The following is a 24,953-nucleotide window of genomic DNA, read 5'->3' on the forward strand; positions in this document are numbered from 1 at the left end:
TCCAATCCACCGTCCGCCGCCGCCTTCCGCATCACATGCCTGCTTCCGCTTCGACGCGCACTGTCGCGCGCCTTTTTCTGTTCGCGTCGATCGGCACACTTGCCGCATGCGGCGGTGACGTTCGTCCGTCGCAGGACGCCATCACCCCGCGCGTGGTCGCGCCGGCACCCAAGCCCATCCGCATCGGTCTCGCGCTGGGGGGTGGGGCCGCGAAAGGCTTCGCGCACATCGGCGTCATCAAGATGCTCGAAGCCAACGGCATCAAGATCGACGTGGTGAGCGGCACGAGTGCGGGCAGCGTGGTCGGTGCGCTGTACGCGAGCGGCATGGATGCGTTCGCACTGCAGAAGCAGGCGGTCGCGCTCGACGAGGACCGCATCAAGGACGTGCGCCTGTTCTCCGGCGGCCTCGTGCAGGGGCAGGCGTTGCAGGACTACGTCAACGCGTCGGTGAAGAATCGTCCGATCGAAAAACTCGGCAAGCCGTTCGCCGCGGTGTCGACGCAACTCGAAACCGGCACGCGCACCGTGTTCACCCGCGGCAACACGGGGCAGGCCGTGCGCGCGTCGAGCAGCATTCCCGGCGTGTTCGAGCCGGTGCCGATCGGCGCCGTGCATTACATCGACGGCGGCATCGTGAGCCCGGTGCCGGTCGACGCCGCGCGCCAGCTCGGCGCCGACTTCGTGATCGCCGTCGACATCTCGAGCAAGGCGCCGGGCAGCGCGCCGACCAGCCTGCTCGGCACGGTGAACCAGTCGATCACGATCATGGGGCAGAAACTCGGCGAGCAGGAACTCGCGCGCGCCGATGTCGTGATCCGTCCGCGCGTCAATGGTGTTGGCCCGGCGGCGTTCGAACAGAAGGGCGACGTGATCCTGGAAGGCGAACGCGCGGCCGTCGCCGCGCTACCGCAGATCCGCGCCAAACTCGCGCAGTTGCGCGCGTCGCGCATACCGAAGCCGGCGCCTGCACCGACGAAGCCCGCATGCACGCCGTCGAAGCTGCCGGATTGGCTGCACAAGGGCGACTGCAAGAACTGAGGCGCGTCGCGCTAGGATCGCCCCGGGGACTCGGGGGATTCCATGCAGGACAGTATTTACGCCGCGCCGGCTGCGGCGATCGCCGATGTGCGCGCCACCGCCGACAGCACACGCACGGCGACGCCGTTCTTTGTCGTCGCGCCATGGAAGTTCGTGGTGATGTACGTCGCGACGCTGGGTCTGTATCGCTACTACTGGTCGTACATGCACTGGGCGCGGTTCCGTCGTGCGACGGGCACACCGATGTGGCCGGTCGCGCGCTCGATCTTCGCGATCTTCTACATGCACGAGCTCAACACCGAGGCGGATCATCGCGCGCGCCAGCACGGCGGCGTGCACTGGTCCCCAGGCAACGCGACGACGGTCTACGTGGTGTGCACCATCGCCGGCTTCGTACTCGATCGCATGGGCGCGAACGATGTGGGGCCGCGATGGCTTGCGCTTGCGGGTCTCGCCATGCTCGCCCCAACGACGTGGGCGCTGTGGCGCACGCAGCGTGCCGCCAACGTGGGATGCGGCGATCCGCGGGGCGTGGCGAACAACCGCCTCACCTGGGCCAACTGGATCTGGCTCGCCGTCGGCGCGCTGGTGTGGTTGCTGGTAGCGATCGGAACAGTCGGCATCCTGCTCGGGATGGACAGCTGAATCGATCGGCCGCTGCATCGCTGTCACCCGGGCCATGCAGAATGCGCCGATGCTCAACGCACTCGTCTACGAAAGCCAAGCCGATCCGCGCCTGACCGACGCGGAGCTGGAAGTCATCCTCATCGGCTCGCGCGTGCGCAATGCACGACGCGACATCACCGGTGCGCTTCTGAAGCGTGACGTGCGCATCCTGCAGATGATCGAAGGCCCGACGGACACGATCGCACGGACGTTCGAAGCGATCGCGGCGTCGCCATTACATCGCGACGTCCGCGTGCTGCATCGGGCAAGCGGCCTCGAACGCGTGTTCGATCGCTGGCACATGGGTTTCTTCGACTTCCAGTCCCTGCACGGACGCGGCGCCAGCACCGCGACGTGGGTCGACACGCTGCCGCAGCTGCAGACCGACGCGGCAAAGAATCCGGTGTTGGCAACGCTGCTCGAACGCTGGGCCGAAATTACGTCGGACGTGCGCTGATCGTCTCGACGGGGCGCGTCAAGGTTTTCGCGCGATCGAAGGGGAGCGCGGGCGCGCGCACCACGCGCGGTCTCCCGGTCACCGCCCCGGCAACGGCATCCCGCGAAACGCCTTGACGGTGCGCAGCACGAAACTCGAATTGACGTCCGCGACGCCGGCCTGGTTGAGCAGGCGGTCGAGCAGGAAACGTGAGAAGTGTTCGAGGTCGCGCACGGCGACCTGCAGCAGGTAGTCCATGTCGCCGGTGAGTGCGTGGCAGGTCACCACTTCGTCCCACTGCTGGACGAAGGCGGCGAAGGCCTCGATCGACGCCGCGTCGTGCTTGGCCAGCTGGACGCGCACGAAGGCCTGCAGGCCGAGGCCCAGACGCTCCGGGTCGACCTGCGCCGCGTAGCCGGCGATCACCCCGTCGCGTTCCAGCCGCTGCACCCGTCGCAGGCAGGCCGACGGCGACAGGTGCACCCGCTCGGCGAGCTCGGCGTTGGTCAGCCGCCCCTCCTGTTGGAGGGCGGCGAGCAGCAGCAGATCGATGCGGTCCAGCTCGATGGCGGCCATTCGTTGCGCCTGATATGCGGATGACGCACGGATCGTGCGCCAAGGGCCGCTGTCGGCGCAACAACGCAATCCCGTTGCGCCCGCCTGCCCCTACGCTGCGAAGGTCCACGGAGTGCCGCCATGAACGCCCAGCCGCAGCGCGTCGAACACCAGCTCACCGACAAGGGCTATGTCCCGGTCTATACGACGGCGGTCATCGAGCAGCCGTGGTCGACGTATTCGCCGATCGACCACGACGTCTGGGCGCAGCTGTTCGAGCGCCAGCAGAAGATCCTGGTGGGCCGCGCCAGCGAGGCGTTCATGACCGCGCAGCGCGCCATGCACATGAGCGCGCACGAGATCCCAAAGTTCGACGACCTCAACCAGGCCCTGCGCGCGGCGACGGGCTGGGAGCTCGTCGGCGTCGAAGGCCTGCTGCCCGAGCTGACCTTCTTCGACCACCTCGCCAATCGCCGTTTCCCGGTGACGTGGTGGATCCGCAAGCCCGAGCAGATGGACTACCTGTCCGAGCCGGATCTCTTCCACGACCTGTTCGGCCACGTGCCGCTGCTGATGAACCCGGTGTTCGCCGACTACATGCAGGCGTACGGCCGCGGTGGCGTCAAGGCGCACGGCATCGGCCCCGACGCACTCGCCTGCCTGACGCGCCTGTACTGGTACACGGCGGAATTCGGCCTGATCCGCGACCCGGACGGCCTGCGCATCTACGGCAGCGGCATCCTGTCGTCGAAGGGCGAATCGATCCACTGCCTCGAGTCGGACGCGCCGAACCGGATTGGTTTTGACCTCGAACGCATCATGCGCACGCGCTACCGCATCGACACGTACCAGAAGACGTACTTCGTCATCGACTCGTTCGAACAGCTGTTCGAGGCGACGATGCCGGACTTCACGCCGATCTATTCGAAGCTTGCGACGCAGGACTCGATTCCCGCGGGCGACGTGCTCGACGGCGACCGCGTGTTCAATCGCGGCACGGGCGAGGGTTGGCTGATGGATGGCGACGTGTAAGCGCGATCGCGCAACGGAATCAAAGAAAGGGCGGGTCAATCGACCCGCCCTTTTTCGTGCAAGGTGTCGGCGCTGCGTCAATCGGCGATCTCGGCAGCGACGCGGACCTTCGACTTACTTCTTGTCGGTGTCGCTCGTGGTCGTCGCAGGCGTATCGGTCGACGGCGTGGTCGACGCGTTCGCGTCGGCGGCCGGCGTGCTCGCTGCCGCATCCGCCGCGGCCTGCGCCGCAGCAGCGTCCGCCGCAGCCGCAGCCGCCTGCGCGTCCGACTGCTGGGTCGCCGCGGCATCCGCGGTGGTCGACGCACCCGCGGCGGTCGACGTATCGGCCGCCGGGGTGGCGGCGGTATCGGCGTTCGGGTCGCCGCGGTGGCAGGCGGACAGCGCGAGCGCGGTGAGTGCGACGAACAGAAGTCGGGTACGGATCATGGGAAGGCTCCTCGGGGAATCGGCGACAGCATCTCCACCACGCGTCAACGCGAGGCGAAGCGTTGACGGCCCATTCGCCGCTCCGTCGACCCCGCCCGGTGCACCGCTACAATCGCGACAAGGGCAAAGGGGATGAATGTGCACACAGGCTGGGGTCTCGCGAGGACTGTCGTTGGCTTTGCGGCATGCGCCGGCCTCTTATGGGCAGCCACACAACGCATCACGCGTCCTGGACGCACCCCCATGGCGGACGTTCCAGTGGCGGCAGAAGCGGCGTTTGCGCGCGGACGGGTGGCGTCGGGTGGCGAGCCGCTGCTCGCGCGAACGCACGTTGTGGCGCCCACGCTGCAGGGCGTTTCAGCCGAACCGCAAAGCTACTTCATGGCCGCGCCTGAGTTCATGGCGGACCCTGTTGCCGCCGGCGCGTCCGCAATCGCCGTCGGCGACATCTCGGCGGACGGCCGCGATGATCTCGTCTTCCTGTCGCGGCACGAGACACAGAATCCGGCGGACGGCCAGATGGAGATCTACGCCGCGTATCAGCGCGCCGACGGTCGACTCGACGGCGCCGTGAAAATCGGCCAGTCCGGCAACAATCTGTCGTACCAGCTGCTCGTCGCGGACCTGGATCATGACGGCATTGGCGACATCGTCACCGCGACGGCGACAGGCCTTCTGCTGCTGCGCTCGAACGGCGACGGCACATTTCGCGCGAGCAGCGCCTATGTGGGTGAGCTTGCCGAACTTGTGGTCACGGATGTCGATCGCGATGGTCACCCGGATGTCCTGGTCGACTCCAGCAACACCGAGGCGACCGTGGTCTACGGTGATGGACACGGCGGGATCGCGCGCGTGTCGACGTTGCAGTTGCCCTCCTCGGCCGAGCGCGCCGTGGGCGATGTAACGGGTGATGGACTGGACGACATCGTCCTCGCGACGATCTATAACCGCCCCATGCAGGAGATCCAGGTGTATCGCGCGCTGCCTTCGGGCGGTTACGCGCAACCGACGTTCTTCTATCGTCCGATGGATGCCAACCAGACGGGCTCGCTGGCCATCGGAGATTTCAACGGCGACGGCCGCGGCGATCTCGCGCTGGACGAAGCCCGCGACGGTGCGAGCCTGCAGATCTACCTCCAGGATGGGCAGGGGACGCTGCAACCCGCCTACCCGATGGACCGGCAGAGGGGCTCGGGCGCGTTGCTCGCTGCCGATCTCGATCGCAACGGCCGCACTGATCTCGCACTCGCGCACAACGGCTGGGGTTACGTCGGCTATTACCTGCAGACGAGCACGGGTTTCACTGCGGAAACCATGATCAGCGCCAACCAGTACCACGGCCGCAGGAACTACTTCGCGTCCGGAGATCTCGACGGCGATGGCTGCGGTGATCTGGTCGTTTCCCGCTGGACGCAATCGCCCGTGCTCATCTACGGCCGTGGGTGCGTGCCCCGCGCGCCCCTCCGCGCCATGTGTCGATATCCCGCCGTGCCCGCAGTTGCGCAGACACGGGCGGCCAGCCGAGTGACCGGGCCTTCCAACGCAGCATTTCGTGTCGTGCCGGGGCGGCGCACCGCACGAGTGCTTGGCGAGCGAACGGCCAATGCCACGTACAGCGCTCGCCAGTGACGCGAAGGCGCGGGCCACGGCGTGCTGCCGTGACTGGTGATCGATAGGTAACTGGCCATGCTGCGCTTCCTAGACTTGCGGCGGCACGCGCCCATGCGCAGTTGGCGGTTGCACCTCGGCCAGCGCCAATCCGCTCGCTCGGCACCGAGGCGTTTCACCAGATTGATGAGCAAGTGGTCGATATGAGCCCGCAGGTCACGCTCTTCGCGGATCAGCTGTTTCAATAGCCTCGCTGCCAGATCGCGCGCGCTCCTTCCGCTGCCGGCGTGTTGAACGACGCTCGGTGACGGGCTGGCGGCGCGAGAAAGTCGAGTTCTTCGCCGACGTCAGGGACTACGGCTTGATCGGGAAGGCGCGGGGAGTAGATGGCCTAAGCCACGATGCGCACGCCGCTGTAGCGGCAACTAGTGGCGTACGTCTGCAAGGGCAGCTCCCTCGGTCTCCACCTGCGTCGCCCGATCGAACGGCAGCGGCTTGGCAAACAGATAGCCCTGCAGTTCGCCAGCACCACGTGTGCGCAACCAATCACGCTGGAACGGGGATTCGACGCCTTCCGCTACGACGCCGAGTCGCAGGGTTTTCGCCAGCGCGATCACCGCTTCGCAGATCGAACGATCGCTCGCATCGGATTCGAGATCGTTGACGAACGAGCGGTCGATCTTGAGACGGTGGATCGGCAGGCGCTTCAGGTAGCTCAGCGAGGAATAGCCGACGCCGAAGTCATCGATCGCGAGCGTAACGCCGAGATCGGCCAGTGCCGCCATTACATTCGCCGCGCGCTGCGGGTCGTCGACGATGACGCTTTCGGTGAGTTCGAGTTCGAGCGCGCCCGGTGGTAGCTGGAATTCGTCGATGACGCGACGCACGTCGTCGAGCAGGCCGTGCGCGAACTGCATCGCCGAGACGTTCACTGAGATGCGGACGTGGCCGAGGCCCTGCGCGACGAGGAACGCGTGGTGACGCGCGGCTTCATACAGGACACGGCGGCCGAGTTCGACGATCAGCCCGCTTTCCTCGCAGATCGCAATGAAATCTGACGGCGGCAGCAACCCGCGCATCGGATGTTCCCAGCGCACCAGCGCTTCGAGCGCGACGAGTTGCAGGTCGGCGGAGAACAGGGGCTGGAACAGCAGGCGGAACTCGCGACGCTCCAGCGCCTCGCGCAGTTCCTGCAGCAGCTGCAGCTTGCCGCCGCCCGACGGTGTCGCGCCGGCGCGATACGCGATCGTGCAATTGCGGCCCTGGCGCTTGGCCTGGTACATCGCGAGTTCGGCGCCCATGAGCAGGTTTTCGGCGCTCGCAGCGTCCTCGGGGAAATGGCTGTAGCCGACGCATGCGCTCAGCTTGCAGCGTCGTGCGGCGCCTTCCAGCGGTTCGGCGAGGGCGGCATGCACGCGCGAGGCGAGGCGTTCGACTTCGAGCTCGTCGTCGCTCTCGAGCACGATCACGAACTCGTCGCCGACGGAGCGGCCGATCAATGCGCGCGGGCCCGCGACGCGTTGCAGGCGCGCGGCGATCTCGCAGAGCACGCGGTCACCCGTCGCGTGGCCGAGCTCGTCGTTGACGAGTTTGAATTCGTCGAGGTCGACGATCAGCACGGCGACGCGACGGTTTTCGTCCTGCGCGCGCTGCACGATCTCAGCGAGCTGTTCGAGCACGAGGTGACGATTCGGCAGGCCGGTCAGCACGTCGTGCGTGGTGCGCCACTTCAGCTGCTGCGCGTGACGCTGGCGTTCGCTGGTGTCGGTCATCAGGCCGAGCACATGCGTGACCCGGCCTTCGGCATCGCGCATGGGCGTGAGTTGCAGTTCGTACCAGAACGGCATGCCGTCGCGACGCGTGCCCTGCGAGGCCACGTGCAGGTCGGTCACCGCTTCGAGCGCATCGCGCAGCAGCGCGCTTCCGGTCTGCTGCGGATCGAAGGCCTGCACGTCGTCGAACGGACGGCCCTCGATGTCCGCCATCGCGTAGCCCGTGATCTGTTCGAACGCGGCGTTCGCATAGACGACCGGGTAGCCGTCGCGCATGGCGTCGGCGATGAGGATCCCGCTGGGCGACGATTCGACCGCACGCTCGAGCAGGCGCAGGCGCGTCGACAACAGGTTCTGCGGACAGCGGTCGATCATGCCGCCGACCATGCGCAGCGGTGCGCCGTGGCCGTTGCGCTGGATGTAGCCGCGATCGAGCACGTCGGTGAACGAGCCATCGCCGCGCTGGAACGCGTATTCCTCGGTCCACTGCGTGGCCGTGCCTTCGATCGCCGCCGCGAGGCTCGCACCGACGCGCGCGCGATTGTCCGGGTGCACCAGCGCCGCCCAGGCATCGATGTCGCGCGGCAGCGTCACCGAATCGAAACCAAAATTCGTCGCGAAGCTGTCGCTGAACCACAGGTCGCCGGTGGTAACGTCCCAGTCGTAGGCGGCGTCGCTCACCGCCTGCGCGATCAGGTGCACGCGTTCCTGCGCGCGTTCGACTTCGCTGACATCGCGCGCGACGACGAGGCGCGCCGGCTGGCCCTGCCAGGTCACGCGCGACGTGCGGATCTGCACGTGCATCAGCGCGCCGTCGCGATGGCGGTGCAGCCACACGGCTTCCGGGCGCGGTGCGCCCGCGGTCGAACGGATGTAGCGCTCGATGTGCGGACGCTCGGCCTCGGGGCGCAGGTCGAGGATGCTCATCGACCGCATCGCGACCCGGTCGTAGCCGTACATCTCGGCGGCGACGGTGTTGGCGTCGAGGATGTCCAGCGTGGACTCGTCGAAGACCCACATCGGCACCGGGCTGGCGTCGAATGCATCGAAGTCTTCGGTCACGGCGTCCCCACGCGTCGCGGAAGCCCCGCACATTGACACGTCGCCCTGTCGCTGCGAACCCCGCGGTTTACCAACTCCGTCGCGTTTTCAGTCGACGGGCGTGCGCGGTAAGAGCGGAACGCGGTCACAACGGCAAACCGTCCCCGAACAGGTCGACCTGCGGGTCGGCGACATCGAGGTTGGCCAGGCCGACGCCGATCAGGCGATAGCGGGTCGACGCGGGCAGGCTCACCCGGGTACGCAGCTCGACCGCGGTCCGCGCGAACGCCTCGGCGTCGCCCGGCATGCGCGACGGCGTGAGCGAGCGGGTGAGGATGCGAAAGTCGGAGGTCTTGAGCTTGAGCACGACGGTGCGCGGCCGACGCGGCGCGCGGTTCTCGCGTTCGTCGCGTTCGCGCTGGCGTTGCCACGCGGCCCAGGTGCGCTCGGCCATGCGCGCGATGTGCGGGGCGAGGTCGTCGAGCGGAAGGTCGGTTTCCAGCGTGTCCTCGCTGGAGATCTGCGTATGCGGGCGCTCGGGTTCGACCGGATGCTCGTCGATGCCCCAGCTGAGTTCGAACAGGCGACGGCCCCATCGGCCGAAGCGTTCCATCAGTACGTCGCGGCCGGCGTCGCGCAGGTCGGTGACCGTCTTCAGGCCCAGCGCTTCGAGTTCGCCCTGCGTGACCTTGCCCACGCCCGGCAGTCGGCCGACCGGCAACGGGGCGAGGAAGGCTTCGACTTTCGAGGGCGGCACGACGAACAGGCCGTCGGGCTTGTTCCAGTCCGACGCGATCTTGGCGACGAACTTGTTGGGCGCGACGCCGGCGGACGCGGTGAGATGCGTCTCCTCACGAATCGCGGCGCGAATGTCCTTGGCGATGTCGGTGGCGGTCGGGAGAGCAGTGAGCGGGTTCGTGACGTCGAGGTAGGCCTCGTCCAGCGACAAGGGCTCCACCAATGGCGTGTGCCTCGCGAAGATCGCGCGGATCTGCTGCGAGACCTGCTTGTAGCGCACGAAGTCGGGGGGCACGAACACCGCGTCGGGACACAGGCGTTCCGCGCGCACTGCGGGCATCGCCGAGCGGATCCCAAACACACGCGCCTCGTAACTCGCCGCGCATACCACCGAACGCGCACCTTTCCACGCGACGACGACGGGTCGTCCGCGCAATGCCGGGTCGTCTCGCTGCTCGACGCTCGCGTAGAACGCGTCCATGTCGACATGGATGACCTTGCGGAGCGTCATCGCGCGCGGCCCCGACACATGCGCGCAACACGACGCGCGCACCGTACGCCGCGAGCGGACGACGGGAGCGCGAGGACGATGGCGGGCGGTGCACAGGACACGTTGGAATTGTGGCGCGAGGCAGTCGCTGAACAGGCGACAACCCGGCCGGGCGTCGCGACGGATCGCTCACATGACCGCGCCCACCCTTTCGCGCACTTACCGCCGCACCGCACGCCCATGCTCGATGTCACCGCCGACCGCCTGCAGCAACAGCACGCCTACCTCGAAGATGGCATCGCCCACGCAATGCGTCGCGCCGGCACCGGCCCGGACCTCGTGCTCGAGCGCCGGCTGATGGGGCAGGCGCGTCTGCTGCAGGCCATGCTCTCGGACCGCAGCGCCGCGCAGGCGGTGGCCGACGTGGCCGAGGCCGCACGCCGGGTCATGGACACGTCGGAGCCCGAGGCGCCCTTGCAGATGCTGGCGATCGCCCGCGACAACCTGGCGCGGACGGTGCGTCGCTACGCCATGGGTCTGCCGCGCCGCGCGCACTGAGGCAGCGCCGCAGCCGTCGCTAACGGGCTGCGTTCCCCGCCATCGGCGACAATGGGCGTCCCGTCCGCCTGCCCGTCGCCGATGAATCCGACCGCCTCGCCCGTCTCGCTGACCCGCTACCTGCTCGAGGAAGAGCGCGAGGGCCGCGTCAGCCCGAACCTGCGCCTGCTCATCGAAGTCGTGGCCCGCGCCTGCAAGTCGATCTCGATCGCGGTCGGCAAGGGCGCGCTCGGCGGCGTGCTGGGCGACGCCGGCACCGGCAACATCCAGGGCGAGGCGCAGAAGAAGCTCGACGTGCTGTCGAACGAGATCCTGCTCGAGGCCAATGCCTGGGGCGGCCACCTCGCCGCGCTGGCGTCGGAGGAAATGGACCACGCCGTGCGCATCCCGGACGACCAGCCGCGCGGCAAGTACCTGCTCCTGTTCGACCCCCTCGACGGCTCGTCGAACATCGACGTCAACATCTCGGTCGGCACCATCTTCTCGGTGCTGCGCTGCCCGGACGGCGTCGCGGAAGTCGGCGACGAGCATTTCCTGCAGCCGGGCACGGCGCAGGTCGCGGCGGGCTACTGCACCTACGGCCCGAGCACGATGCTGGTGCTGACCATCGGCAACGGCACCCATTCCTTCACGCTCGACCGCGAGATCGGTTCGTTCGTGATGACCACCCGCGGCATGCGGATTCCCGAGGAGACCAAGGAATTCGCGGTCAACATGTCGAACCAGCGCTTCTGGGAAGCGCCCATGCAGGCCTACGTCGGCGACCTGCTGGCCGGCAAGGACGGCCCGCGCGGCAAGGACTTCAACATGCGCTGGGTGGCGTCGATGGTGGCGGACGTGCACCGCATCCTGACCCGCGGCGGCATCTTCAGCTATCCGCTGGACAGCAAGTGCGCGCCGAAGGGTGGGAAATTGCGCCTGATGTACGAGGCCAACCCGATGGCGCTCCTGGTCGAACAGGCCGGGGGCGCGGCCAGCACGGGCCGCCAGCGCATGCTCGAGGTCACCCCGACCGGCCTGCACATGCGGGTGCCGGTGTTCCTGGGCTCGAAGCAGGAAGTCGAGGCCGCGGTCCGTTACCACCACGAGCACGACGCCCGGGCGACCGCCGCGGCCTGAACGACGCGGCCTGCCGACAGCCGGTAACGTGAAGAGGGTCACAAAAGCTTGACCTGTCACGCCACGGGGCTACCTTGGTCGTCCGGTGCGTGGGGCGCCGACAGGAGTCGGACATGGCGGACGGTGGCGCGGGCCGCGACGTGGTCTACGTCGCGCGCGCGGGGCGAGGAACGCCCCCGGCGCGTTTGCAACAGTTGGGCTGGAAAGTGGCGTTGGCGACCGATGCACGCAGTGCGCTCCGCATCGTGCAACGCCGGTCGACGCACCCGTTCGCCGCGCTACTCGACCTGCGCGACGGCTTCTCCGATACCGACCTCGCCGAGTTCGGGCCGGTGCTCGCGGCGAGCAACGTCGGCTGGGTCGCCGGCGTCTCCACCGAACAGCTGGGCGAGCCCGCGGTGCGCCGGCTCATCCGCGACTACTGCTACGACTACGTCACCCTGCCGTGCCCGGAGGGCGTGCTCGACACGGTGATCGGCCATGCGCACGGCATGGCGCGCCTAGCCTGCGAGTCGGCGGTGCGCCTGGCGAACGACGGCCTCGAAGGCATCATCGGCGAGAGCCCCGGCATGAAGGCGCTCGCGCGCACGCTGTGCAAGGCCGCCAACACCGAAGCGCCGGTCTTCATCGCCGGCGAGACCGGCACCGGCAAGGAACTTGCCGCGCAGGCGTTGCATGCGCATTCCAAGCGTCGCGGCATGCCGTTCGTGGCGATCAACTGCGGCGCGATCCCGCATTCGCTGATCCAGTCCGAACTGTTCGGCTACGAGCGCGGCGCGTTCACCGGCGCGCAGAACCGCAAGTTCGGCCGCATCGAGATGGCGAACGGCGGCACGCTGTTCCTCGACGAGATCGGCGACCTGCCGATGGAGAGCCAGGCCGCGTTGCTGCGCTTCCTGCAGGAAGGCACGTTCCAGCGCCTGGGCGGCCACGACACCATCCGCGTCGACGTACGCATCGTCTCGGCCACCCACCACGATCTGCAGAGCGCGATCGCACAGGGCCGCTTCCGCGCCGACCTCTATCACCGCCTCTGCGTGCTGCGCGTGGCGCAGCCGCCGTTGCGCGAGCGCGGCAACGACATCGACCTGCTCGCGCAGCACGCGCTGTCGCGCTATTCGACCGAAGGCCAGCGCGTCATCAAGGGCTTCTCCCCGGACGCACGCCGTGCGCTGCACGCCTACGACTGGCCGGGTAACGTGCGCGAACTCATCAACCGCGTGCGCCAGGCGGTGGTGATGGCGGAAGGGCGACTGATCACCGCGGCCGACCTCGGCGTGGGTGACGTGGTCGCGCCGACGCCGCCGACGCTCGAAGAGGTGCGCAACGATGCGACGCGTCGTGCGATCGAAGCCGCGCTGCGGCGTTGCCACGGTCGACTGGTCGATGTCGCGCGCGAACTCGACGTCTCGCGCGTCACCCTCTATCGGTTGATGCAGCGCTACGGCCTGCGCGACGACGGCGGTCAGGGCGAAGTCGCGAGCGTCACCCCGATCACTCCACTGATCGCGGTCCCGGGTGGACGTCGCGCGAGTGACGGGCGTCCCGCACCCGCGGCCGACCGACGTCGGACGCGCGGGCTTTCCATCGCCTGATCAGAACGCGCGCGAACCGCGCAGCGAGAACACGAAGTTCGGCGCGTCCGGCGTGAGGCCGGCGGCGAGCTGGCCGTTGAGCGTCCAGCCCGACGGCAGCACGTAACTCGTGCCGAGGTTGAGCGTGGTCGCGTTGCTGGAGCTGCCCGGAATGCGCACCGACTTCGACTCCGGTGCGCGCGTATGCGTGGCCGACTGCGCCGCGCTCGCCACGCTCATGCTGATCGCCGCGCGATCGTTGAGCGCGACCGCGACGCCCCCGCTGAGGTTGAACATGTGGCCGAGGAAGACTTCCGCCGGCTGCACGCTGCCCACCACCGGCGAGATGTCGGCGAAGTCTTCCGACTTGTTCCAGGTGTAGCCGATGTTGCCGAACAGGATCACCGGGTCGTAGGTGCGCAGCACCGAGACGTTGCCGGTCGCGCTCCACACGCCGGTGCCGGTGGGTAGCGTTTCCGGCACGTTGAGGTTGCTGTTGTTGCCGTCGGCCTGGATGACCTTGAGTCCGAACGGATCGTGGCCGGTCGGCGCGCGCACGCGCAGGCTGGCGACGACGTCGGGATGCGTCGCCGACTCCTTCACGAGCTGGTAGTACGCGGCGACGCTCGCATCGCCGATGCCGCTCGCACGCACCTTCACTTCGGTCAGCGACGTCGCGGCGCCACCTGCGCCACCGCTGACGAAGCGCGTCTCGCGCGTCACCCACGGCAGGTCCGCTTCCAGGCTCAGGCGATCGGTGATGCCGTAGCGACCGGTAAGGTCGAACGTGCCGATCGACGCCTTGTTCTGGTCGATGTTGATCGTGCCGAGGAAGATCGCATCGAGCGCGAGGAAGCCGCTCAACGTCAATGCGCGACGGTCGTAGTAGCTGTAGCTCATGCCCGCATCGAGCGTGAACTTGCGCTCGAACAGTGGCGCGTGTTCGCGCACGACCAGCGTCTTCTCCTGCTGGCGACGCGCCTCGTCCTCGTCGCGCTGCGTCTGCCCGACCTGCAAGGGTTGCTGTTCGCTCGGCGGTGGCGGCGTCGACTTCTCGCGCGCGATGCGCGCGGTATCGACCGGCGGCGGCACCGCGGTCTGCGGCCCACCTTCGCCCGTGAGACCACGGCCACGCAGTTGCTGCAGCTGGAGCTCTTCGACCTGCGCGCGCAGCCACGAGATCTCCGCGTCCTGCGCGTCGATCTTGGCGGTGAGGGCGCTCAGCTTGGCATCGATGTCCGAGGCCGCGGCGGGTGCCGCGCTCTGCGGATCGGCGAAGGCGAGGGGGCTGGCGAGTGCGAGGGCGAGTGCAGCGGGGAGGACACGGGCAGACAGGCGCGGCGAGCGCTTCGGGTGCGACGGCATTCTTCGATCCTTGATGCGGCTGCGGTCAGTGGCGCAGTCCGGACACGGCCGAAAGCGCCTGTTGGATGCCCAGCTGCTGCACCGCCGACGCCGGCAGGGCCGACGTCATCATCTGCAGATGCAGGGCATTACTGGCGGTGAAGCCGTCCCCGGCGATCTGCCCGATCTGCGTGATCCGGCCCGACGCGCCCGGCGTCACCTGCTGGCCGATGGTAGCGCCTGGCGCGACGAGTCCAAGCTGCACCCCGCCGCCGACGAAACTGACCTGCGCCTGCAGGGCCCCATCCTGGGCCTGCGCGCTCGACGCACCGTTGAAGCCCGACGGCGCCGCGGGGTTGCTGCCCAGCTGCACGATGGTGAGGTTGCCCATGCGATTGCCGTCGCCCGCGATCTGCGTGATCTGGCCGATGCCGTCGACGTGGATCTGCTCGCCACCGGTGGCGATGTTGTTCGACACCGGCGCGCTGCCGTTGCCCGCGCTCGCGCTGGCATGGCTGTCGACCTGCACGTCGTAGCCGTTGCCGGTCTTCTGCACGTACAGCGAGCCGACCGCGGTGGCGGTGCCACCCTGCGCGGTGGCGAGCTGCGAGACCAGGTCGATGCGCACGCCGACCAGCATGTCGGCGCCGTAGTACTTGCCGGTCATCGTGCCGAGCGCGGCGTCATCGACGACTTCGACACGCAGCGGCGTGTTGTTCACCGGCGGAGAAGGTGGCAGGGCGAATGCCGGACCGGCACCCGCCACTGCCGCGAAGGCCATGAAAACAGCGTGGGGGAGAAAGCGGTGTTCCATGGAGCCCTCGAAATCGATTCTTTGCGACGTCAGAACAGGTCGGCGCGGACGAGGCCGAGTTCGACCACCGGCACCGGCATCGAGGCCTCGGTCAGCGCATCGCCGCGACGCGCAAGCGCGATCGACTGACGACCGTTGACGAGGTACGAGCGCGCATCGAGCGGCTTGTCGCCGACCACCGCGAGCACGATGCCGTTCCAACCCTTGACGAATTCCTGCTCGTTCATCACGCGATGACCGAGCGCCGGATCGGCGACGAAGACACGCCCGGCCTGGGCGCCCTTCACCACCACGAAATGCTTGTAGCCCTTGAGGTCGAGCAGCGCGATCACCGGCATCTGCAGGCGATACAACGCACCGGCATCGATGCGGAAGCCATGCGCACGGAAGCCCTCGAGGCCTTCGACGTAATGCTTCATGTCGAGCATCGAGAACCCGCTGCGCACGATCTCCTTCGGATCATTGCCGACCAGCATGCTGCGGATCATGTGCGGCTCGTCGACGTCCATGCCGTAGCCGTAGCGCAGCACGCTCGCGAGCGCCGCGGAGCCGCAGCTGAAGTCGTATTGCTGACGCACCATGTCGCGATAGCGCAGGTCGCGCAGCGTGGTCACCGGCTTGTCCAGCGGTGCACCGTCGACGATGTTCGCCATCGACACGTTCGACCCCGCCTGCGCAGGCAGCGCGAACGCGGCGAACAGTGCGGCGGACATCAGGAGCGGAATGCGCGACATGACTTCTCCGGAGAAGCGCGGTGGCCGGCGTGGCGTCCGGCCACCGCGTTTACGACGTGAACGACTTGCTTGGGTGGAACGAATTACGGACCGTCGACGGCCGAAGCGATCGACAGGCCGTTGTGCTGCGCGTTGCCGACGCCCGCGGCGACGTTGACGCCGATGTTGCCCTGCGCGCCGTACAGCGCGTTGCCGCCGAGCGTGGCGTAGACGTCGAGGTCGCTGAACGACCACGTGTCGGAGTTCAGCTCGTTGCCGAGGGTGAGCTGCGCGCTGGCCGAGGTGGCGATCGCGTAGCGGCCCGAGGTGTTGACCGAACCCGTCATCGTGTTGCCCTGCGTGTTGCCCACGCCGGCCGCCACGTTCACGCCGATGTTGCCGCGCGACAGCGCGAGCGCGTTGCCGGCCATTTCAGCGGTGTAGTTGGTGTCGATGTCGGACGTCTCGGCGTAGTTGCCTTCGACGATCTGCAGCGACGTGCCCATCGCGGTGGCGAACACCTTGCCGGCGTCGACCGACGACAGCGCGGCGTCGTTGGCCTGCTCGTTGCCGACGCCCGCCGACACGTTCACGCCGATGTTGCCCTGCGCGCCGAACAGCGCGCTGTCGCCGAACTTGGCGTAGTGGTCGCCGTCGCCGTACGAGGCGTTGAGGACGTTTTCCTGCGTCTGGTCGGCAACCGCGGCCGACTTGCTCGACACTTCGAACGCGCCGAACGCGAGCACGAGCGCGTCGGTCTCGGCGATGTCGGCGGAGACGGTCAGGTTGTGGATTTCGGTGTCGCCGAAGGCGAACGCGGGGGAGGCGACGGCGACGAGGCCGATGGCCAGCAGCGAATGACGAAGCTTCATGGTGATGTCCTTTTTCTGGAAGTCGTAGTGGATTACGGGCCGTCGACCGCGGAGGCGATGGCGAGACCGTTGTGCTGGACGTTGCCGACGCCGGCCGCGATGTTCACGCCGATGTTGCCCTGCGCGCCGGAAAGCGCGTTGCCACCGAGAACGGCGAACGTGTCGAGGTCGTAGTAGGTGATCAGCTCGTTGTAGCCGGCGCCCTGGTAGCTGGCCGACGACGCGATCGCATAGCGACCCGAGGTGTTGACCGAACCGGCCATCGTGTTGCCCTGCGCGTTGCCGACGCCGCCGGCGACGTTCACGCCGATGTTGCCGCGCGCATTGGCGAGCGCGTAGCCGTTCATCACGGCGCTGTAGTAGCCGTCCGTGGGCGACGCGGAACCGCCGAGGTTGCCTTCGGTCAGCTGCGCCGACGTGGCCATCGCGGTGGCGAACACTCGGCCGGCGTCGACCGACGACAGCGCGGCGTCGTTCGCCTGCTCGTTGCCCACGCCCGCGGCGACGTTCACGCCGATGTTGCCCTGCGCGTTGCGCAGCGCGTTGCCGTTGAAGTCGGCGGCATGCGAGCCGTCGCCGATCGAGTAGTTGCTGATCGATTCCTGCGTCTGGTCGGCAACCGCAGCCGACTTGCTGGAGACGCTGATGTCGCCGTACACGTCGACGAAGCCGAGCGTGATCGCGTAGTCGGTGGAATCGGTGTAGTTGAAGATCGTCGCGTCGCCGTAAGCGAAGGCGGGGCTGGCGAACAGTGCGCTGACGGTCAGCGCGAGAAGCGTGCGGTGCAACTTCATGATGTCTCTCTCCTTTCGACGTGGGATTTCTGTTTCTGCCTAGCTGCCGTGGGTTACGGCGTGCCCCCCGGCAGTTGGAGCACGATGGCGTTCGCCGACGCATTGCCGACGCCCGCGGTCTGGTTGATCTGCAGCACACCGGTCGGTGCCGCGATCGCGCCCGCATCGATGCGCGCTTCGCGCGTGCCGACCGGCGTTGAAGAGGAAGTCGTCGTCGACGCCGGCGCGGCAGTGGCCGCGAGCGCGGATTCGTCGACCGACTGCGCGAACGTGACACCGGCGGCGGTGCCGATCGCGATGAGGTTGGCCTGCGCATTCGCGTGGCCGGCGACCTGGTTGAGCCCGACCACGCCGTTCGCGTTATCGAGCGCACTGCCACTGATCGCCGCGCGTGCATCGCGCGCGAGATCCGCGCCGGTGGTGTCGACGCTCTGTGCACCGAACGCCTGCGCGAGCGCGGTGTCGCCGACCGCGATCGCGCGCAGGTTGCTCTGCGCGTTGCCGACGCCGGCGGCGACGTTGAGGCTGGCGACACCGGAGACATCGGCCGCGGCATGGCCGTCGATGCGGCTGTCGTCGCGCGACTGGGCGAACGCGGCCGGCGCGAGTGCGGACAGCAGCAGGACGAGACCGATGCGGCGGCTCACGGGCCGACTCCGATCTTGCTCGCGCGCATCGCCGCGTTGGTCACGGTGTCGGCGATGCCGGCGGTCGCGCCGATGATCGTGCTGCCGATGGTCCCGCTCATGCCCAAGGGCGCCGCGCCCGCGCCGACCGGTGCGCCGCCGCGGAGCTCGACGGGCTCGCCGCCCACCATGCGCGGCTCACGGGCGACGCGGGCGTCGAACCCGGTCGGTGCGGTGTCGCCCAGCGCACCGTCACCGACCAGCGTGTCGAGAACCCCACCGAGCGCCTTGCCGAAGACCTGGCCCGGGAACACCGTGGCGGTGACGCGCGCGGGGTTGTCCGTGGTGCTGGGAAGACCGCGGTAGGCGATGCGCGGATTGACGTCGCGCACGATCACCATGGTCTGGTCCTGCGCCGCGTCCATGCCCGTGGGGGAGGGGGCGCCATCGCCCGCGCAGGCCGGACCCGCCGCGAGGCACGCGGTGGCGAAGGTCAGCGTCGGCAGGACGAGGCGGGGCAGGGACACGGGCGCACTCCGTTGGGGTATGCCCCTGAGAGCCAGTCCCGTGCCAACTTTTTAAGTGATTGTTCTGGAAGGTGTTTTTCCGGTGAAGACCTTGAGCCCTGCGTCGCCGTCGGGCACAAACGTTTCATTCCTGAAACACGCGGGCGGTGGATATGCGCGACATCGGCGGCGAGCTGGCGCGGTTGCCGTAGCCCGCGCCCTCGTAGAGCGCCGCTGGGCAAGGCTTTCCGCCCGCCCGACGGCGCGACCCGGGCCGCTCAGCGGCCGTGTTTCATCCACGCAACCGCCGCCTGCGTGCGAGGATCAGCCCCCGCCCACCGCCGTCCGACCGCGCATGACCGACCACGACTCCGCCGTGCCCGACTTCATCCACGTGGTCGAAAACGCCCTCGATCCGGCTTGGTGCGCGCAGGTGGTCGAGCGCTTCAGCCGCGGCAACGGGCACGAGCCCGGCCGCGTCGGCGGGGGCGTGTTCCCCGACATGAAGGACAGCCTCGACCTCGCCATCTCCACGCGCGAGGACTGGCGCGATGTCGCCAACACGCTCAACGAAGCGGTCGTCGCCGGCCTGCGCGAGTACGTGCGGCGCTGGCCGCATGCGGTGGTCGCCCCGCTGATGCTGGAGATGCAGGACGGCGACAAGCGCCATCGCCTCACCAGCGAACGCCTGCAGGCCATGGACGACGCGGCGCTGACGCCACTGCTGATGCAGCTGTTCCGTCCCGGCACGATCAACCTGCAGCGCTACACCGCCGGCCGCGGCGGCTATCCGTACTGGCACTGCGAGCTGATGCCGCGCGATCCCAGCGCGGAGACGCTGCATCGCCACCTGCTGTGGACGGTCTATCTCAACGACGGCTTCAGCGAAGGCGAAACCGAGTTCCTTTACCAGCGTCGCAAGATCGCGCCGAAGACCGGCGCGCTGTTGATCGCGCCCGCGGCGTTCACGCATACGCACCGCGGCAATCGTCCGCAGGGCGGCGACAAGATGATCGCGACCAGCTGGATTCTCTTCCAACGTGCGGAAGCGCTGTTCGGTGCGGGCGGATGAACCTGTACGAGGTCGTGCGCTGGGGTAACGAGTCCGACGATCCGGTCACCGGCGGCGGAAACGGTCCGGATACGTGTTTCCTGGTCCGCGCGTCGTCGGTCGACGAGGCGGCGGCACTCGTCGATCGCGAACTCGCGCGAATGCCGAGCGAATTCGTCGAGCCGTGGGCGCACGTCGTGAGCCTGCTCGGCACTGAGCTATCGACGCAGAGCGATGCGCGCATCCTGCGCGGGCCGTACATCCAGCATGCGTATGGCTACGGCTGGACGGGGTGGTCGCGCAATGCGCCGGGCGAACCGTGGGAGGACACCGGACGCCGCGGTTGAGCGTCAGCTTCGTCGCGCGACGACGAAGCATGCCGCCATGACGCACGCCACTTCGACCGCAACGAAACACCAGGTCGCCGGCCCGGAATGCCCGATCGATTCGACGCCGAAGGCTGCCTCGATCCACCGCCACAGCGGTGCGAGCAGGAAGGTCACGATGAACGCGATCGGCAGCGTGACGAGCAGTGCGGCGAACACGGGCAATACCCGCGCCGCGCGTGACGTCACGGCCGCGAGTGGTTGAGCACCAGCCAGTACAGGCCGACCTGCTTCACCGCCCAGACGAACTGTTCGAAGTCGACGGGCTTCTGGATGTAGCTGTTCACGCCGAGCGCGTAGGTGGCTTCGACGTCGAACGGTTCGGTGCTGGTCGTCAGTACGACGACGGGCAGCGAGCGCGTCGCTTCGTTGCCGCGGATCGCCTGCAGCACTTCGCGGCCATCCACTTTCGGCAGGTTGAGATCGAGCAGCACCAGCGACGGAAGATCGGCCGGATCGCGGTCGGCGAAACGTCCGCGGGCGAAGAGGTAGTCGAGTGCTTCGGCGCCGTCGCCGACGACCGCGAGCTGGTTGGCGATCTTGGCCTCGTCGAACGCGAGCCGTGTGAGCTCGACGTCGTCCGGGTTGTCCTCGACCAGCAGGATATCTTTGTGCATCCGCGCCTCAGTCGTCGACGGCAGGCAGGTCCACGGTGAACGTACTGCCCGAACCTATGATGGATTCGGCGGCCACGTGCCCCCGTGCCGGTGCGCGATGCGTTGCGCAATGGCGAGCCCGAGCCCGTGCCCCGCACCCTGTTCCAACCCGTGCAGGCGCTGGAACGGCTGGAACAGCTTGTGAGCATACTGCATGTCGAAACCGGCCCCGTTGTCGCGGATCACCAGTCGCAGACGCTGACCGATGCGCTCGCCGTGTACGTCGATCCGTGCGTGATCGACACCGCGTGTGAACTTCCATGCGTTGTCGAGCAACGTCTTGAGCATCTGTCGTAACAGACGCTCGTCGCCAACGGCGTGAAGGCCCGGCTGCACATCGACCATCACTGTGCGACCCGGTTCCAGGTCGTGCAGTTCGGCCAGCGCCCATTCGCAGAGGATGGACACGTCGACTTCCGCGGGGTGCATCGGCGCGCTCGCCGCGCGCGAGAGTTCGCCCAGCGCGACAAGCAGGCCCGACATGCGCGTCGCCGCAGCGCGGATGCGCGAGAGATGCATGCGTTCGGAGGCGTCGAGTTTGTCCGAGGCGCGATCCTCGAGCAGCTTCGCGAAGCTTTCGATCGAACGCAGCGGTGCGCGCAGGTCGTGCGCGACGGTGTCGGCGAACATCTGCAGCTGGCGCTGTTCGGCGTGGTGGTCGACCGGCGTGTCGATCCACTGCGCGAGGCGCTGCGTGGCGTCGATCGTGCGCACGTGCAGGTGGCCGCTGGTATGGCCCGGCACCGTGAGCGGCGCGTCCGCGTCGAGCGTGGCGTGATCGGCGAACGTGGGATCGAGGTCCGCCAGGCGCGCGCCCGCCGCAAGATGCAGCCGGCGCGAGAACGCCGGATTCGCCGCGAGCACGCGGCCATCGGCGTCGAGAAGTGCGGTCGGTGCCGTGCAGGCCGAGAGCCAGGCCGCGCAGGCACTGGCCGTCGGATCCATCCGGTCGGTCTGTGGGGGAGTGGGCACGGCAGGCAGGCGCGGCGGAAAGCCGGAGTGTAGCGAGGCGCCGGTGAAGGCCGATCGCCGCCTCACGGCGTTGACGCGGACCGGTGGCAGCATCGGCTTCCCACCGTCGCGCTCGCCGTATGGATCTCCACCAGATCGCCTTCCTGCTGATCCTCGCCGGCGCGCTCTACCTGTTCGTGAGCGAGCGCCTGCGCGTGGACGTCACCGCCATGCTGACGCTGCTCGCGCTGGTGCTCACCGGCGTGCTCGATGCGAAGCAGGCGTTGTCGGGCTTCGCCAGCGAGCCCGCGATCATCGTGGCCGCGGTGTTCGTGATCTCCGGCGCGCTCGCCGCCACCGGCATCACCGAACGCCTCGGGCAGTGGATCGGGCGCGCCGCGGGACAGGCCGAATGGCGTGCGGTGCTGGTGATCATGCCGGCGGTGGCGGCGCTGTCGTCGTTCACCCACCACGTGATGGTGACCGCGATGATGCTGCCGATCGTCACGCGCTTCGCGCGCGCACGCGGGCTGTCGCCGTCGCGGTTGTTGATGCCGATGTCGCTGGCCGCATCGCTGGGCACCACGCTCACGCTGGTCAGCGCGCCGGCGTTCCTGCTGGCCGCGGACCTGCTGGAGCGCACGCACACCGGTCGCCTCGGCATCTTTTCGATCACGCCGATCGGCCTGGCGCTGGTCGCGATCAGCATTCCGTACATGCTCGTCGCGCGCTGGATCCTGCCGCGCGGCGCGGGCGCGGCCGACGACGCGGACTGGATGGCGCTCGGCCAGTACCGCACCGAGCTCTGCGTGGTCGAAGGCGGGCGCTGGAGCACGCGGCCGCTCGCCGAACTGCGCGAGATGCTCGGCGACACCTTCCAGCTGCACGGCTGGGTGCGCGACGGCCGCGTGCGCGACGACCTCGGCGACACCAGCCCGCTGATCGCCGGCGACATACTGCTGGCCGAAGCGTCGCCGGACGCGATCGCATCGCTGCACGACGATCCCGGCTTGCAGCTGCACGCACTCGCGCGCTTCGGCGACGAGGTCGACGGCGCGGGCGAGACGCAACTCGTGCAGGCGCTGGTCGCCCCGGCATCGGAATTCATCGGCCGCTCGCTGCGCGAACTCGACTTCGCGCGACGCTTCCACACCGTGGTCGCGGGGCTGTGGCGGCGCCACGGTGCGCATGCCGCGCGCCTGGCCGACCAGCGACTGCGCGAAGGCGACCTGCTGGTGCTGTACGGCCGCGCCTCGCGCCTGGCCGAACTCGCCGCGCACCACGGCTTCCTGATGCTGATGCCGTTCGCCGGCGAAGCGCGACGCCGCCTGCGCGCGCCGCTCGCGCTCGTCATCCTCGGCGCGACCGTGCTCGTCGCCGCGACCGAATGGCTGCCGGCGCCGCTGGCCTTCCTGTTCGGCGCGGTCGCGATGGTGGCGACGCGCTGCGTCGACGTCGACCGTGCGTATCGCGAAATCGACGTGCGCATCTTCGTGATGATCGCCGGCGTGATCCCGCTGGGGATCGCGATGGAATCGACCGGCACCGCGCAACTGCTCGCGCAGGCGCTGCTGCATTTCATCGCGCACTGGCCGGCGCTGGGCGTGCTGCTGGTGATGTTCGGCGCGGCCGCGCTGCTCACGCAGATCCTCTCCGACGGCGCCACCACCGTGCTGCTCGCGCCCATCGCCCTCAACATCGCGCAGTCGCTGCACCTGCCGGCCACGCCGTTCGTGGTGTGCACGGCGCTCGGCGCGGTCGTCGCCTTCCTGACGCCGATCGGCCACCACGGCAACCTGCTGATCCTCGGGCCCGGCCAGTACCGCTTCGCCGACTTCCTGAAAGTCGGCGCGCCGCTCACCGCGACCATCGCGGTCGTCAGCGCATGGATGGCGCGCTGGTTATGGCTGGGTGGTCCGTTGTGGCCGATGTGAGCGGCGCCGCGGCGCTCGCGCGTCGCGGCATGCGCAGTTCGAAGATGGTGCCGTGTTCGCTGTCCGACGTGACGCGCAGCGTCCCGCCGTGCGCCATGGCGATCTCGCGAGCGATGTAGAGGCCGAGCCCCAGGCTCGTCGTGCGGGTTTCGGCCGCGGGCAGTTGCACGAGCGGCTTGAAGATCCGCTCGATGTCTTCCGTCGGCAGTGGTCGACCCTGATTGATCACGCGAACGACGAGGTCGCCGGCCTGGCCTTCGGCTTCGAGGCGCACCGGGAAACCGCTGGCGCCGTGCTGCGCCGCGTTGACCAGCAGGTTGGTCAACAACTGCTGCAGGCGTACCGGATCGGCATGGCTGCGAAGATCGCCGTCGAGCTGCATGTCGAAGTGTGCGTTCGGATACGTGGCGCCGGCGTCCGCCAGTGCGGCCCGCACGACGTCGGCCAGGTCGCATTCGACCGACGATGTCGGGATGCCCGGCCCCATCTGCACGCGTGTGTAGCCGAGCAGGTCGTCGACCATGTGGCTCATGAAGCGGGCCGATCGGGACGCGCGCTGGCCGAGTTGGCGCGTCTGTTCGGGTGAAACCCCGGTGCCGGTCAACAGCTGGCCGATCATCGCGACGGTCGCGAGCGGCGAGCGCAGATCGTGCCCGAGCACGGCGAGGAACAGGTCGCGCGCCGCGTCGGCACGTTCGGAGTACGCGACGATCGACTGCGCGAGTGCCTGGTCGATGGCTTCGTTGAACCGCACCATCTCGTCGAGCGTGTGGTCATCCACGTGGCCGACTGTCGGCAGCCATTGGCGCAAGACGGTGGCGCGCAGCGCGCGGAATTCGGCGCTGAGCTGCAGCAACGAGAAGTCGCTGTCCTGTCGCAACGCGCCGTGGATCGCCGCGGCGGTGCGGGGGCCGCGCACGTCGTCGGAATCACCCTGCGATTTCGCGAATTGCTCGTCCTGCGACTGCGGCGACTCCAGGTCGAGCGCGACCGCATACAGGATGTCGCGCGCGTGGTCGCGCAGCGCGAGGTCCGTCATGTGCGAGTCGTCCGGCGCGTTGCGGCGCGCGAACTCTTCCCAGTCCGCGAGGATCGCGTCCATCTGCGAGTGGATGAATCGGGACAGCTGCATCGGAAACTCCTTGCGACGACTCGGCCGGACGCGAAACGTCGTGGTGGCCGACGTCGGGAGTGCGGAGTGCGATGCGGCGGTGGGCCGCCGGTATCCACGCAGTGTAGGCGTTCGCC

At 68.4% G+C, this 24,953-nt stretch carries 26 protein-coding genes; 11 read left to right on the forward strand and 15 right to left on the reverse strand.

The genetic code is table 11. The features are described 5' to 3' along the window. Positions 1-35: 35 nt before the first annotated feature. The 3 genes from DWG18_RS13340 to DWG18_RS13350 are packed head-to-tail and all read left to right on the forward strand — an operon-like array spanning position 36 to position 2,163. On the forward strand, positions 36-1,040 hold the full coding sequence (locus DWG18_RS13340; RefSeq protein WP_115647645.1) for a patatin-like phospholipase family protein: 1,005 nt from the start codon (positions 36-38) through the stop codon (positions 1,038-1,040). A 42-nt stretch (positions 1,041-1,082) separates the two neighbouring features. Next, positions 1,083-1,685, forward strand: a complete 603-nt coding sequence (locus DWG18_RS13345; RefSeq protein ID WP_115647646.1) for a hypothetical protein — start codon at positions 1,083-1,085, stop codon at positions 1,683-1,685. 49 nt (positions 1,686-1,734) lie between these two features. After that, a complete protein-coding gene (locus DWG18_RS13350; protein ID WP_162823852.1) occupies positions 1,735-2,163 on the forward strand; it encodes a BLUF domain-containing protein in 429 nt (142 codons plus the stop codon). A 78-nt stretch (positions 2,164-2,241) separates the two neighbouring features. On the opposite strand, the gene DWG18_RS13355 is transcribed toward DWG18_RS13350, so the two are convergent. Then, positions 2,242-2,718, reverse strand: coding sequence for an Lrp/AsnC family transcriptional regulator (locus tag DWG18_RS13355; protein ID WP_115647648.1), 477 nt, complete (start codon positions 2,716-2,718; stop codon positions 2,242-2,244). 120 nt (positions 2,719-2,838) lie between these two features. Between DWG18_RS13355 and phhA the strand changes: the two genes are divergently transcribed. Next, positions 2,839-3,729, forward strand: a complete 891-nt coding sequence (phhA, locus tag DWG18_RS13360) for a phenylalanine 4-monooxygenase (protein WP_115647649.1) — start codon at positions 2,839-2,841, stop codon at positions 3,727-3,729. Positions 3,730-3,843: 114 nt separating this feature from the next. On the opposite strand, the gene DWG18_RS13365 is transcribed toward phhA, so the two are convergent. Further along, entirely contained in the window at positions 3,844-4,158 is a 315-nt protein-coding gene (locus DWG18_RS13365) for a hypothetical protein (RefSeq protein ID WP_115647650.1), read from the reverse strand. A gap of 243 nt (positions 4,159-4,401) precedes the next feature. Between DWG18_RS13365 and DWG18_RS13370 the strand changes: the two genes are divergently transcribed. Then, positions 4,402-5,787, forward strand: a complete 1,386-nt coding sequence (locus DWG18_RS13370; protein ID WP_205289359.1) for a VCBS repeat-containing protein — start codon at positions 4,402-4,404, stop codon at positions 5,785-5,787. A gap of 404 nt (positions 5,788-6,191) precedes the next feature. Here the strand turns inward: DWG18_RS13370 and DWG18_RS13375 are convergent, their stop codons facing one another. Next, positions 6,192-8,600: an EAL domain-containing protein gene (locus DWG18_RS13375; protein WP_162823854.1), complete on the reverse strand. Its 2,409-nt coding sequence runs from the start codon at positions 8,598-8,600 to the stop codon at positions 6,192-6,194. A 124-nt stretch (positions 8,601-8,724) separates the two neighbouring features. Next, complete coding sequence (gene dinB, locus DWG18_RS13380; protein WP_115647653.1) at positions 8,725-9,828, reverse strand: DNA polymerase IV; 1,104 nt, start codon at positions 9,826-9,828, stop codon at positions 8,725-8,727. Positions 9,829-10,047: 219 nt separating this feature from the next. Here dinB and DWG18_RS13385 point away from each other — a divergent pair, with 219 nt between their 5' ends. From DWG18_RS13385 to DWG18_RS13395, 3 genes are all read left to right on the forward strand, one after another. Further along, positions 10,048-10,365 carry a hypothetical protein gene (locus DWG18_RS13385; protein WP_115647654.1) on the forward strand — a complete coding sequence of 106 codons (318 nt, stop codon included), beginning with the start codon at positions 10,048-10,050 and terminating at the stop codon, positions 10,363-10,365. An 81-nt stretch (positions 10,366-10,446) separates the two neighbouring features. Beyond that, positions 10,447-11,484, forward strand: coding sequence for a class 1 fructose-bisphosphatase (locus DWG18_RS13390; RefSeq protein WP_115647655.1), 1,038 nt, complete (start codon positions 10,447-10,449; stop codon positions 11,482-11,484). A gap of 113 nt (positions 11,485-11,597) precedes the next feature. After that, positions 11,598-13,079: a sigma-54 dependent transcriptional regulator gene (locus tag DWG18_RS13395; RefSeq protein ID WP_115647656.1), complete on the forward strand. Its 1,482-nt coding sequence runs from the start codon at positions 11,598-11,600 to the stop codon at positions 13,077-13,079. On the opposite strand, the gene DWG18_RS13400 is transcribed toward DWG18_RS13395, so the two are convergent. The 7 genes from DWG18_RS13400 to DWG18_RS13430 form a co-directional block, all read right to left on the reverse strand. Next, positions 13,080-14,423 carry a transporter gene (locus DWG18_RS13400; protein ID WP_115647657.1) on the reverse strand — a complete coding sequence of 448 codons (1,344 nt, stop codon included), beginning with the start codon at positions 14,421-14,423 and terminating at the stop codon, positions 13,080-13,082. 25 nt (positions 14,424-14,448) lie between these two features. Further along, the gene (locus DWG18_RS13405) at positions 14,449-15,123 is read right to left on the reverse strand and encodes a hypothetical protein (RefSeq protein WP_162823855.1); all 675 of its coding nucleotides are present in this window, start codon (positions 15,121-15,123) and stop codon (positions 14,449-14,451) included. Between the two features lie 122 nt (positions 15,124-15,245). Beyond that, the gene (locus DWG18_RS13410) at positions 15,246-15,950 is read right to left on the reverse strand and encodes a C39 family peptidase (RefSeq protein ID WP_115647659.1); all 705 of its coding nucleotides are present in this window, start codon (positions 15,948-15,950) and stop codon (positions 15,246-15,248) included. An 83-nt stretch (positions 15,951-16,033) separates the two neighbouring features. Next, on the reverse strand, positions 16,034-16,801 hold the full coding sequence (locus tag DWG18_RS13415; RefSeq protein ID WP_115647660.1) for a cell surface protein: 768 nt from the start codon (positions 16,799-16,801) through the stop codon (positions 16,034-16,036). Between the two features lie 32 nt (positions 16,802-16,833). Continuing rightward, a complete protein-coding gene (locus tag DWG18_RS13420; RefSeq protein WP_115647661.1) occupies positions 16,834-17,595 on the reverse strand; it encodes a cell surface protein in 762 nt (253 codons plus the stop codon). 53 nt (positions 17,596-17,648) lie between these two features. Beyond that, positions 17,649-18,242 carry a hypothetical protein gene (locus DWG18_RS13425; RefSeq protein ID WP_115647662.1) on the reverse strand — a complete coding sequence of 198 codons (594 nt, stop codon included), beginning with the start codon at positions 18,240-18,242 and terminating at the stop codon, positions 17,649-17,651. Then, the gene (locus tag DWG18_RS13430; RefSeq protein ID WP_162823856.1) at positions 18,239-18,748 is read right to left on the reverse strand and encodes a hypothetical protein; all 510 of its coding nucleotides are present in this window, start codon (positions 18,746-18,748) and stop codon (positions 18,239-18,241) included. The genes DWG18_RS13425 and DWG18_RS13430 overlap by 4 nt, the downstream gene beginning before the upstream one ends. 334 nt (positions 18,749-19,082) lie before the next feature. Here DWG18_RS13430 and DWG18_RS13435 point away from each other — a divergent pair, with 334 nt between their 5' ends. Both DWG18_RS13435 and DWG18_RS13440 read left to right on the forward strand, forming a co-directional pair. Continuing rightward, the gene (locus tag DWG18_RS13435) at positions 19,083-19,799 is read left to right on the forward strand and encodes a 2OG-Fe(II) oxygenase (RefSeq protein WP_115647664.1); all 717 of its coding nucleotides are present in this window, start codon (positions 19,083-19,085) and stop codon (positions 19,797-19,799) included. Further along, the gene (locus DWG18_RS13440; protein WP_115647665.1) at positions 19,796-20,125 is read left to right on the forward strand and encodes a hypothetical protein; all 330 of its coding nucleotides are present in this window, start codon (positions 19,796-19,798) and stop codon (positions 20,123-20,125) included. The genes DWG18_RS13435 and DWG18_RS13440 overlap by 4 nt, the downstream gene beginning before the upstream one ends. A gap of 3 nt (positions 20,126-20,128) precedes the next feature. Here DWG18_RS13440 and DWG18_RS13445 read toward each other — a convergent pair whose 3' ends face one another. The 3 genes from DWG18_RS13445 to DWG18_RS13455 are packed head-to-tail and all read right to left on the reverse strand — an operon-like array spanning position 20,129 to position 21,765. Further along, positions 20,129-20,353 carry a hypothetical protein gene (locus DWG18_RS13445; RefSeq protein WP_162823857.1) on the reverse strand — a complete coding sequence of 75 codons (225 nt, stop codon included), beginning with the start codon at positions 20,351-20,353 and terminating at the stop codon, positions 20,129-20,131. Continuing rightward, the gene (locus DWG18_RS13450) at positions 20,350-20,781 is read right to left on the reverse strand and encodes a response regulator (RefSeq protein ID WP_115647667.1); all 432 of its coding nucleotides are present in this window, start codon (positions 20,779-20,781) and stop codon (positions 20,350-20,352) included. Before DWG18_RS13450 ends, DWG18_RS13445 begins: the two co-directional genes overlap by 4 nt. Before the next feature lie 54 nt (positions 20,782-20,835). Continuing rightward, positions 20,836-21,765 carry an ATP-binding protein gene (locus DWG18_RS13455; protein WP_162823858.1) on the reverse strand — a complete coding sequence of 310 codons (930 nt, stop codon included), beginning with the start codon at positions 21,763-21,765 and terminating at the stop codon, positions 20,836-20,838. 146 nt (positions 21,766-21,911) lie between these two features. Here DWG18_RS13455 and DWG18_RS13460 point away from each other — a divergent pair, with 146 nt between their 5' ends. Continuing rightward, positions 21,912-23,705: an SLC13 family permease gene (locus DWG18_RS13460; RefSeq protein ID WP_115647669.1), complete on the forward strand. Its 1,794-nt coding sequence runs from the start codon at positions 21,912-21,914 to the stop codon at positions 23,703-23,705. Here the strand turns inward: DWG18_RS13460 and DWG18_RS13465 are convergent. Beyond that, the gene (locus DWG18_RS13465) at positions 23,650-24,837 is read right to left on the reverse strand and encodes a HAMP domain-containing sensor histidine kinase (protein ID WP_115647670.1); all 1,188 of its coding nucleotides are present in this window, start codon (positions 24,835-24,837) and stop codon (positions 23,650-23,652) included. The genes DWG18_RS13460 and DWG18_RS13465 overlap by 56 nt on opposite strands. Between the last annotated feature and the right edge of the window lie 116 nt (positions 24,838-24,953).

This window comes from Lysobacter sp. TY2-98, from assembly GCF_003367355.1.
Classification (GTDB): Bacteria; Pseudomonadota; Gammaproteobacteria; order Xanthomonadales; family Xanthomonadaceae; genus Cognatilysobacter.